This is a genomic window from Chitinivorax tropicus, assembly GCF_014202905.1.
Classification (GTDB): domain Bacteria; phylum Pseudomonadota; class Gammaproteobacteria; order Burkholderiales; family SCOH01; genus Chitinivorax; species Chitinivorax tropicus.
Window position 1 is genome coordinate 117,668 of sequence record NZ_JACHHY010000015.1, and the last position, 9,836, is coordinate 127,503.

At 56.2% G+C, this 9,836-nt stretch carries 8 protein-coding genes; 5 read left to right on the forward strand and 3 right to left on the reverse strand.

The window, feature by feature from the left end:
• Positions 1-18: 18 nt before the first annotated feature.
• The 3 genes from gstA to HNQ59_RS12750 all read left to right on the forward strand — a co-directional run bounded on the left by gstA (position 19) and on the right by HNQ59_RS12750 (position 1,726).
• Entirely contained in the window at positions 19-627 is a 609-nt protein-coding gene (gstA, locus tag HNQ59_RS12740; protein WP_184039956.1) for a glutathione transferase GstA, read from the forward strand.
• On the forward strand, positions 624-1,316 hold the full coding sequence (locus HNQ59_RS12745) for a glutathione S-transferase family protein (RefSeq protein WP_184039959.1): 693 nt from the start codon (positions 624-626) through the stop codon (positions 1,314-1,316). Before gstA ends, HNQ59_RS12745 begins: the two co-directional genes overlap by 4 nt.
• A gap of 161 nt (positions 1,317-1,477) precedes the next feature.
• Positions 1,478-1,726 carry a hypothetical protein gene (locus tag HNQ59_RS12750; RefSeq protein ID WP_184039962.1) on the forward strand — a complete coding sequence of 83 codons (249 nt, stop codon included), beginning with the start codon at positions 1,478-1,480 and terminating at the stop codon, positions 1,724-1,726.
• 182 nt (positions 1,727-1,908) lie between these two features.
• Here HNQ59_RS12750 and icd read toward each other — a convergent pair whose 3' ends face one another.
• Complete coding sequence (icd, locus tag HNQ59_RS12755) at positions 1,909-3,153, reverse strand: NADP-dependent isocitrate dehydrogenase (protein WP_184039965.1); 1,245 nt, start codon at positions 3,151-3,153, stop codon at positions 1,909-1,911.
• Positions 3,154-3,491: 338 nt separating this feature from the next.
• On the opposite strand from icd, the gene HNQ59_RS12760 reads away from it, so the two are divergent.
• Positions 3,492-4,130, forward strand: coding sequence for a pseudouridine synthase (locus HNQ59_RS12760; RefSeq protein ID WP_184039968.1), 639 nt, complete (start codon positions 3,492-3,494; stop codon positions 4,128-4,130).
• A 141-nt stretch (positions 4,131-4,271) separates the two neighbouring features.
• The gene (aceK, locus tag HNQ59_RS12765) at positions 4,272-6,038 is read left to right on the forward strand and encodes a bifunctional isocitrate dehydrogenase kinase/phosphatase (RefSeq protein ID WP_184040006.1); all 1,767 of its coding nucleotides are present in this window, start codon (positions 4,272-4,274) and stop codon (positions 6,036-6,038) included.
• A 24-nt stretch (positions 6,039-6,062) separates the two neighbouring features.
• Here aceK and HNQ59_RS12770 read toward each other — a convergent pair whose 3' ends face one another.
• Both HNQ59_RS12770 and HNQ59_RS12775 read right to left on the reverse strand, forming a co-directional pair.
• Complete coding sequence (locus tag HNQ59_RS12770) at positions 6,063-7,292, reverse strand: D-amino acid dehydrogenase (protein WP_184039971.1); 1,230 nt, start codon at positions 7,290-7,292, stop codon at positions 6,063-6,065.
• Positions 7,293-7,690: 398 nt separating this feature from the next.
• Positions 7,691-9,586: an ATP-binding cassette domain-containing protein gene (locus HNQ59_RS12775; protein WP_184039974.1), complete on the reverse strand. Its 1,896-nt coding sequence runs from the start codon at positions 9,584-9,586 to the stop codon at positions 7,691-7,693.
• Positions 9,587-9,836: the final 250 nt, after the last annotated feature.

Here is a 9,836-nt window from a genome sequence, read left to right on the forward strand (position 1 = left end):
ATCTGGAGTCACAACATCATGAAGCTCTACTATTCGCCAGCAGCTTGCTCTTTGGCTGTCCACATCTTGTTCCATGAACTGGGCGTGGCATTTGAGGCGGTACAGGTCGATCTGACGCGGCACACAATGCGGGATGGCGGGGATTTCTACGCGATTTCGCCACGCGGTTATGTCCCGGTGTTGGAGCTGGATGACGGAACACGTTACACCGAGGGTGTTGCCTTGTTGCAGTATGTTGCCGATCTGGACCCGCAGCAGGCGTTGATCGGCCCGATCGGTAGCCGACGCAGGCTGGAGGTGACCCAGTGGCTGGCATTTGTCAGCACTGAGCTGCACAAGTCGTTCTCACCGTGTTTGTGGGATAAGACAACGGCCAGCTCGACACAGGCCGCGGTCATGAAAAAGCTGGCCGCCCGGTTTGGTGAGCTGGATCAGCGACTGGCCACGCAGGATTATCTGGCGGAGGCGTTCAGTGTGGCCGATATCTATGCATTCACGATCTTGAATTGGACCGCGTTCCTCTCGATTCCGCTCGACAGCTACCCACACCTGCAGCGCTATCTACAGCGAGTGTCCCAGCGCCCTGCCGCGCTGGCGGCACTCAAGGCAGAGGGCTTGCTCAAATGACGGAACCGATCGTGTTGATTTCACATCCACTGTGCCCCTATGTGCAACGTGCTGCCATCGTGTTGGCGGAAAAGAACATACCTTTCGAACGGCGGGATGTCGATCTGGCAAACAAGCCCGCCTGGTTCCTTGCAGTCTCTCCGCTGGGTAAAACGCCGGTTTTGTTGGCCGAGGGAGAAGTCATCTTTGAATCTGCGGTGATCTGTGAGTACCTGGACGATATGTATCAACCGAAGCTGCACCCGGCGGCGCCGATTGCAAGAGCCAAGCATCGTGCCTGGATGGAGTTCGGATCTGCTGTATTGAACCTGATTGCCGGGTTCTACTCCGCACCAAATGAAGCCTTGTACATGGCCAAGGCACAGGAAATCCGCCACCGTTTCGAGCAACTGGAAGCCCATGTCGGTGATGGCGAGTGCTTTGATGGGGCATTTAGCATGGTGGATGCAGTGTTTGCACCGATCTTCCGCTACTTTGATGTACTGGATGAGGTGGCCGGGGTCGAATTCTGGGCTGGTTTACCCAGATTGCAGCGTTGGCGCCAAGCGTTGAACCAGCGGACATCTGTCCAGCAGGCGGTGAGCCCAGACTATCAGCACCATTTGCGCGCCTTTTTGCTGGCGCGAGACAGCGAATTAGGCCGACGGATGCATTCCAATAGGCGGGCCGTCGGTCAAGTGAATGAGTGATCTGAAGTCGTGCTTCCCCTTACCGGTGGGGCCTGTTGTGTTGATAGATGGCCCCGCTTGCAGATCCAGCACCGGATAGGCTGGCGCCGATGGTCAAGTCATTACTTCACCGCATAAAGCGTCAGTTATCATGTGATCTCCGTGTCAGGTATGGGGGGGGCATGACGGATGATCATGTGAGCCAGCAAGGCTTGGGTTTCAGCTATCACGCCAGGAAAAATGGCGAGGTTGAGGTGCGGCGTCAGGGTAAGGTGGTGTCCCTGCTTCGCGGGCGTGATGCAGCGGCGTTTCTGGCCAAGGTGGAAGCGGGTGATGAGGCTGCTGCACAGCAACTGCTGGCGCGCATCACCGGCAACTACCGACGTGGCAATGAGCGTCTGGCCAGTCATCATGCCAGAAACCGGCCTTGAAGTAGCCGATGTATATTTTGTTCATCATGGCCAGCGCGGTCTTTGTAGAAAGCGGCCTGGGGCGGCATTGCCCGTGACGGCCAGGTGAGGGTGATTGTCGAAATCAGGCGATCAAAGGCTGGCGTTGGCCAATAAAAAACGGCACGTTGTCAGACGTGCCGTTTTGACTTGCAGCCTGCTGTTTACATGCGTGCGATCATGGCGTCGCCGAATGCCGAGCAGCTGACTTCCTGTGCGCCGTCCATCAGGCGGGCGAAGTCGTAGGTGACAACCTTATCGGAAATGGCAGCTTCCATCGACTTGATCACCAGATCAGCGGCTTCACGCCAGCCCAGGTGACGCAGCATCATTTCTGCAGACAGGATCAGTGAGCCAGGATTGACCTTGTCCTGACCTGCGTACTTCGGTGCCGTGCCGTGAGTGGCTTCGAAGCAGGCATATTGGTCGGAGATGTTGGCACCAGGGGCGATCCCGATACCGCCTACTTGCGCAGCCAGCGCGTCGGAGATGTAATCGCCATTCAGGTTGGTGGTGGCGATGACATCGTACTCGGCGGGGCGCAGCAGGATCTGTTGCAGGAACGCATCAGCAATCGCGTCTTTGACGATGATCTCGCGGCCTGTCTTCGGGTTCTTGAATTTGCACCATGGGCCGCCATCCAGCAGCTCAGCGCCGAATTCGTTCTTGGCCAATGCATACGCCCAATCACGGAAGCCACCTTCGGTGAACTTCATGATGTTGCCCTTGTGGACAATAGTCACGCTCTTGCGGTCATTGTCGATGGCGTACTGGATGGCTGCACGGACCAAGCGCTCGGTACCCTGCTTGGAAACGGGCTTGATACCGATGCCAGATGTCTCGGGGAAGCGGATCTTCTTCACGCCCATTTCGGTCTGCAGGAAGTTGATCACTTTCTTCACCTGCTCAGACTCGGCTTGCCACTCGATGCCAGCGTAGATGTCCTCGGTGTTTTCGCGGAAGATCACCATGTCGGTCAGCTCAGGCTGCTTCAGCGGGGAGGGCACGCCCTTGAAGTAACGCACTGGGCGCACGCACTGGTACAGATCCAGCTCTTGGCGCAATGCGACGTTCAATGAACGGATGCCACCGCCGACGGGCGTGGTCATCGGGCCTTTGATCGACACGGAGTATTGCTTCAGCGCATCGAAGGTTTCCTTGGGCAGCCACTCATCCGGGCCATAGATGCGGGTGGATTTTTCGCCGGCGAAGACTTCCATCCAGTGGATCTTCTTCTTGCCGCCATAGGCTTTTTCAACAGCCGCATCGATCACTTTGATCATGACCGGGGTGATGTCCACGCCAATACCATCGCCTTCGATGAAAGGGATGATGGGATTGTCGGGAATCGCTTGGCCCGGAACGATTTGTGCACCGCCTTGCGGTACCTTGATATGGGAAGTCGTCATGCCTGCTCCATCTTATCGTGATGTTGAGGGGTTGAGTAATGCTGTCGAGTGACGAGACGGCGTGTTGGGGCCGTAGAGAAATCCACAGGGGTGATACGGCTTGGCACCGTCAAGCTGCAGCGGTAGACTGGGCAGGTGTCGCTCGACATTTGTTTCGGTTTATAGACCGTCAAAGCTGGAAGGGGTAGGCAAACTGACAGTCATCCTGCGCTGGCCTGCCCACAATGTCGTGGTGGAGCAAGACTGCCCCAGGCGTTGTATTGCGTTTGGTTGAATTACTGCCCGCTGCGCACAACCCTGTTATTATCAAGCAACTGCTTGAAACATGCCATTAGTAAATGCCCGAGTTGATTTTACTCAATAAGCCCTATGGGGTGATCTGCCAGTTCTCTGCCCATGAGACGCATCCATCATTGTCTTCGTTGATCGACCTGCCGGGGGTGTACCCTGCCGGGCGGCTCGATACCGATAGCGAGGGGTTGCTGTTGTTGACCGCTGATGGACAGTTGCAGGCGCAGATCGCTGATCCTAAACATAAATTGCCGAAGACCTATTGGGTGCAGGTGGAAGGGGAGCCGACGGACGAGGCGTTGATGCAGTTGCGTCAAGGTGTCGATCTGGGGGATTTCACGACCTTGCCGGCAGAGGTCCGACGTATGGCCCCGCCAGAGCTGTGGCCGCGTAATCCGCCGATCCGAGTTCGTAAGAGTGTGCCGGATAGCTGGCTGGAGCTGGTCATCCGGGAGGGAAAAAACCGGCAGGTCCGCCGCATGACGGCCAAGGTCGGGTTCCCGACGCTGCGTCTGGTGCGTACCCGTATCGGCCCATATGAATTGACTGGCCTGGCCCCTGGTGAGTGGCGCAGGGTGGTCGTTCCACCTGTGGCTCGGTCTGGTGCTGGGCAGGATGGGCGACGGCCCCGGCCTAATGCCAGGCGGCCCGTTCAGGCTGGGCAGCGGCGGATCAAGCCTCGTTGAAGATTGTAGAGCAGGTGTCTGGCGCTGAGAGGCGGTTTTTGCGTGAGCTATGAAGCTGTGTCAACCGCGCTGACGATATGTGTCGATTCCAAACAGATAGGGTCTACCATGGATCACAACCCCCAAGCATCTTATTCCGTCATGGATACGCCCAACACCGTCCACCCGATCGCCCGCCGCATCGCCAATGCGCTGGTCGAAGGCTTTGATCGCCACTACCTGTTGTTCCGGCAGTGTTCGCTTGCGGCCAAGCAGCGTTTTGAGGCAGGGGACTGGCAAGCGGTGCAGCGTGCCGCCAAGGAGCGTATCCAGTATTACGATGATCGGGTGCAGGAGTGTGTCGAGCGGCTGCATCGGGAATTCAGGGCCGATAGCCTGGGGGAGGGGATCTGGCAGCAGGTGAAGTTCCACTTTGTGTCCTTGTTGATCAATCACAAGCAGCCGGAGTGCGCTGAGACTTTTTTCAACTCGGTATGCTGCCGGATTCTGCATCGCGACTACTTCAACAATGACTTCATCTTTGTCCGCCCGACCATCTCGACGGAACATATCGAGTCCGATCCGCCGACCTATCGTAGCTATTATCCTGGGCGGCTGGGCTTGCACAAAACCATTCGCCAGATCGTGCAGGATTTCGACTGGCAGACGCCTTTTGCCGACATGCAGCGTGACATCGGCTATGTGGTGAAGGCGCTGAAGGAGCATCTGGAAGCGTGGCCGGATGTGGAGCCCAATTATCAGATCCAGGTGCTGTATTCGCCGTTCTATCGCAATAAGGCGGCATATGTGATCGGTAAGGCGGTCAATGGCAACCAGGAGTATCCATTCTGCGTGCCGGTGCTGCATGATGAACAGGGCCGGTTGTATATGGACACCCTCTTGCTGGATGCCCGTCGCATTGGTGTGTTGTTCAGCTTTTCGCGCGCCTATTTCATGGTGGACATGGAGGTGCCGAGCGGGTATGTCCAGTTCCTGCGATCCTTGCTGCCCACCAAATCCCGAGCGGAGCTGTACACCATGCTGGGCTTGCAGAAGCAGGGCAAGACCATGTTCTATCGTGATTTCATGCATCACCTACGGCACTCTCGCGATGATCTGATCATCGCACCTGGTATCAAGGGTTTGGTGATGTTGGTGTTCACCTTGCCGTCCTACCCCTATGTGTTCAAGGTGATCAAGGACTACATCGCACCACCCAAAGAGGTCACCAAGGAGATTGTCGAAGCCAAATACCAATTGGTGAAGCAGCATGATCGGGTCGGGCGCATGGCGGATACGCTGGAGTTCTCGAATGTGGCGTTTCCGCGAAACCGCTTTACGCAAGAGCTGTTGGATGAATTCCGCAAGATGGCGCCCTCGCTGCTGGAGGAAAAGGAGGGCACCATTGTGATCCGCCATTTGTATATCGAGCGCCGTCTGACCCCGCTGAACCTATATCTGGAGCGGGGCTCGGCTGAGCAGATCGAGCATGGTGTCCGTGAATACGGCAATGCGATCAAGGAGCTGGCCTCGGCCAATATCTTCCCTGGCGATATGTTGTTCAAGAACTTTGGGGTGACGCGTTACGGTCGGGTGATCTTCTATGACTATGATGAGATCGAGTACATGACCGACTGCAACTTCCGTAAAGTACCGCCCGCGCCCACACCTGAGTATGAAATGGCCAGCGAGCCCTGGTACCCGATTGCACGAAATGATGTGTTCCCAGAGGAGTTCGGTGCCTTTCTGCTGGGTGCGACAGGTGTGCGGCAGGTGTTCATGCGACATCACGCCGACTTGTTCAAGGCAGAGTTGTGGCAGACCAAACAGGCGCGGATCAAGGCGGGCTATATTGAGGACTTCTATCCCTACCCTGAGACATTGCGTTTTGGCAAACGATGGTCTGAGTCATCGGGTGACGAGGCTTAGGCTAAGTTGGCGCTGTTCCAGGCGTTATGGGCGGAGCACATTGCTCATCAAGGCTGATAGGCGTTTGGCTGATCCACAGCTCAGCGTCCAGCCCAGCGTGCCATGGCCTGTGTTCAGAAACAGGTTGGATAGACGGCTTGGGCCGATGAAGGGAACGTTGTGTGGCGTTGCGGGACGCAGTCCTGTCCAATGGACAATATCGCGGGTGCCCTGCAGTGCGGGAAACAGCTGCAGGGTGCGTTGCTCCAAGGCCTGCAATCGGACAGCATTCAGTTGTTGATCATAGCCATTCAGCTCTGCGGTGCCCGCCACACGTAATCGATCACCTAGTCTGGAAAACACCAACTTGCGGGATTCATCGGTCAGGCTGACGGTAGGGGCCGCCGGGTTGTCCCCGACCGGCAGTGTGATGGAATAGCCTTTGACTGGATAAATCGGTAGCCGAATGCCCAATGGCTTGAGCAGCAGCGGGCTGTAGCTGCCGAGTGCAACCACATAGGCATCTGCCGTGAGCAACAGGGTTTGCCCGCCATGTTGAACCTCAACGCCAGTCAGTCGGCTGTGGTGCTGGTGCAGCTTGGTGATGTGATGATCCAACAACCATCGTACCCCCGCCGCTTGTGCGTGCTCAGCGAGGTGTTGTGTGAATTGGTGTGCGTCGCCGGATTCGTCCTCGGTCGTGTACACCGCACCCAATATCCTGTCGGCGCAAGCGGCAAGTGCAGGCTCAAGTGCAACCGCCTCCGCAGGGCCTAGCACACGGCGCTGGCAGCCTAGCTCCGCCATCCAATCAATCGTTTTCAGGGCCGCCTGGTATTCCCGCTTTTCCTCAAAGAAAGCCAGGATTCCTCTGGTTTGTTGGCAATATGCCAAGCCGAGTGATCGCCTGAGATGACCTAGCTCGGTTCGGCTTTCCAGCCCAAGTCTGACCAGCTCGCGGGCGTGTCGATGGGATCGCCCCGGCCAGCATTCCAGCAAGAAACGAATGCCCCAGCGCCATTGGGCGGCGTCGGCTCTCAATCTGAACAAGAGTGGCGCGTCTTCGTGGCCTAGCCATTTGATGATTTTTCTTGGCGCATCCGGGTTGGCCCAGGGCTCCGCTTGCCCGACAGAGATCTGCCCACCATTGGCAAAACTGGTCTCCATACCAGCTGCAGGCTGCCGATCGACAATGGTGACGTCGAACCCCGCCTGTTTGAGAAACCAAGCAGTGGTCGTGCCCACCACCCCTGCGCCCAATACCATCACATGCATGGGTGTGCCCTCGTGAAATTGTCTGGTGCCACCAGGGAAAGGCGGATCAGATGCGGGCAGTGTGGGTGAGCAGGATGGCCATCGCCTGCCTCGACGGGTTGGGTATCAATAATCATCAAGCACCCTGTTGGGCTGGCCATATTGTTGACCATGGCGTGCACCTGGCGGACATGCAGCATTGATAGAGCGGCATGATGCGTTGGTGGATACGGTTTGGGATTCATCATATGAATATGGTGCGTGGGCTGATCTACCTGGTGTGATGGCGAGTTGGAATGACTCACCATCACGATGGTTCCGACTGGATCTGACCACGCCAATTGGCTGGTGCCGGCCAGATCAGTGATCGATCATACCCCCATGCTTCAGCGTGAACGATGCGTTGGCGCCACCATGGCCTACACGATTTGTTCCAGCTCCGACTGTAACTCAAGCCAGGTTTCTTCCAGCAGGCTAAGTTGGGTGCTGAGTTCAGCTTGTTTCAACAGAGCTGCTTTCAAAGCCTCTTTCTGGTTGGGCTCATAGAGCGTGCCAGACGCCAATTCCTCATCCAGTGCGGCCTTGGCGGACTGCACCTTTTCCATTTCACCTTCCACTTTTTTCAGCTTGGACTCGATGGGCTTGCGTAGCGCAGACAGCCGATTGCGTTCCTCGGCCTCGGCGCGCTTTTGCATTTTCCGGTCAACAACCTGATTGCTGGCGGAAGGCTGCGCGGCTTCAGCACTGGCCTGTTGCTGGCGATAATCACGATAATCATCCAGATCACCATCAAACACAGATACCTGACCATTTTCGATGAGTAGGAAACTATCGGTAGTTGCACGTAGCAGGTGCCGGTCATGAGACACTAGAATCAATGTGCCTTCAAAATCCTGTAACGCCAACGTCAGCGCCTGGCGCATCTCAAGATCCAAATGGTTGGTGGGTTCATCCAACAGTAATAGGTTAGGCCGCTGCCAGATGATCAAGGCCAAAGCCAGACGCGACTTTTCGCCGCCAGAGAAAGGAGCCACTGGTGACAATGCCATATCGCCACGGAAGTCGAACCCCCCCAGATAGGCGCGCAGCTCGCTTTCCTTGGCTTGTGGATCAAGTCGCTGCATATGCTGTAATGGGCTCTCATCGGGTCGAAGCTGCTCCAGCTGGTGCTGTGCAAAATAGCCGATTTTCAGTCCCTTGCCCTCAGTGCGTTCACCACCCAGCGGGCTGGATTCACCAGACAACAACTTGATCAGCGTCGATTTACCCGCGCCGTTGACACCAAGTAAGCCCAGGCGACTGCCCGCCATCAACGTCAGATTGATGTTTCGCAAAACCACCTTATCAACATAACCTGCATCGGCTTGCTCGATGCGTAGTAACGGATTGGGGCTGGATTCGGGTGTCCTGAAGCCGAATTCAAAAGGTGAATCGACATGCGCTGCAGCAATCCGCTCCATGCGCTCCAATGCTTTCACCCTACTCTGTGCTTGTTTGGCCTTGGTGGCCTTGGCCTTGAAGCGATCAATGAAAGACTGTAGATGCGCGATCTCACGTTGTTGACGGCTGAATGCCGACTGTTGTTGAGCAAGCTTTTCAGCCTTTTGCTTCTCAAACGCCTCGTAATTGCCGGTATAGAGCGTAATCTGTCTATTATCGACATGCGCAATGGTGCCAACCGTGGCGTCCAGAAAGTCACGGTCGTGAGAGATCAGTAGCAGCGTACCTGGATAACTCCGCAGCCAACTTTCCAGCCACATGACCGTTTCCAGATCCAAATGGTTGGTGGGTTCATCAAGCAATAGCAGATCAGAACGGCACATCAGGGCCTGCGCCAGATTCAGCCGCATCCGCCATCCGCCGGAAAAGGCAGAGACAGGCGTCTGCATCTGACCGTTATCAAATCCCAGCCCCGCCAGCAGCTTCGATGCACGCGCTGTGGCCGAATAACCATCGGCATGCTCGATCTGCGCATGGAGCTCCGCTATCCGATGGCCATCATGCGCCGCTTCAGCCTCCGGCAGATCCGCCTGTAATTGTCGAAGCTCACCATCACCATCAATGACATATTCAAGAGCAGGCGTTAGAAGAGCGGGCGTCTCCTGTGCGACATGGGCGATTGACAGCCGTGGCGGCATATCAATATCACCCGCGTCCGCGTGAAGTTCATCACGAAGCAGGCCGAACAAGGTGGACTTCCCCGCGCCATTCGCCCCCACCACACCAATCTTCTGCCCAGCGTGAATGGTCAGATTGACCTGCTCAAATATCGGTTTCAGCCCGCGTTGCAGGCTTAAGTTGCGTAAAGTAATCATGGCCGCGAGTTTAACCGCTCGGGGAAATCTGCGCACGCAGTATGCCAGCCAGTAGCATGTTCATATCCAATGTACTCTGCCTGGATGGGCGAATGTGGTGATGCATACGAATTTTCAATTGTGTAAAAACAGCGTGTTATGAATTTTCTTTCAAGAATCTGCAATGAGTAGTTGACGGCCAGTGGGTGAGTGAGTATAGTTCGGCCTCTCTCGCAGCGACACAGCGGAACGGAAGATAGTTTAGCTGCTG

Excerpts from the sequence above, each read along its gene's own strand:
- gstA (WP_184039956.1), top strand. The coding sequence starts at position 19 with ATGAAGCTCTACTATTCGCCAGCAGCTTGCTCTTTGGCTGTCCACATC.
- HNQ59_RS12745 (WP_184039959.1), top strand. The coding sequence starts at position 624 with ATGACGGAACCGATCGTGTTGATTTCACATCCACTGTGCCCCTATGTG.
- HNQ59_RS12750 (WP_184039962.1), top strand. The coding sequence starts at position 1,478 with ATGACGGATGATCATGTGAGCCAGCAAGGCTTGGGTTTCAGCTATCAC.
- icd (WP_184039965.1), bottom strand. The coding sequence starts at position 3,153 with ATGACGACTTCCCATATCAAGGTACCGCAAGGCGGTGCACAAATCGTT.
- HNQ59_RS12760 (WP_184039968.1), top strand. The coding sequence starts at position 3,492 with ATGCCCGAGTTGATTTTACTCAATAAGCCCTATGGGGTGATCTGCCAG.
- aceK (WP_184040006.1), top strand. The coding sequence starts at position 4,272 with ATGGATACGCCCAACACCGTCCACCCGATCGCCCGCCGCATCGCCAAT.
- HNQ59_RS12770 (WP_184039971.1), bottom strand. The coding sequence starts at position 7,292 with ATGCATGTGATGGTATTGGGCGCAGGGGTGGTGGGCACGACCACTGCT.
- HNQ59_RS12775 (WP_184039974.1), bottom strand. The coding sequence starts at position 9,586 with ATGATTACTTTACGCAACTTAAGCCTGCAACGCGGGCTGAAACCGATA.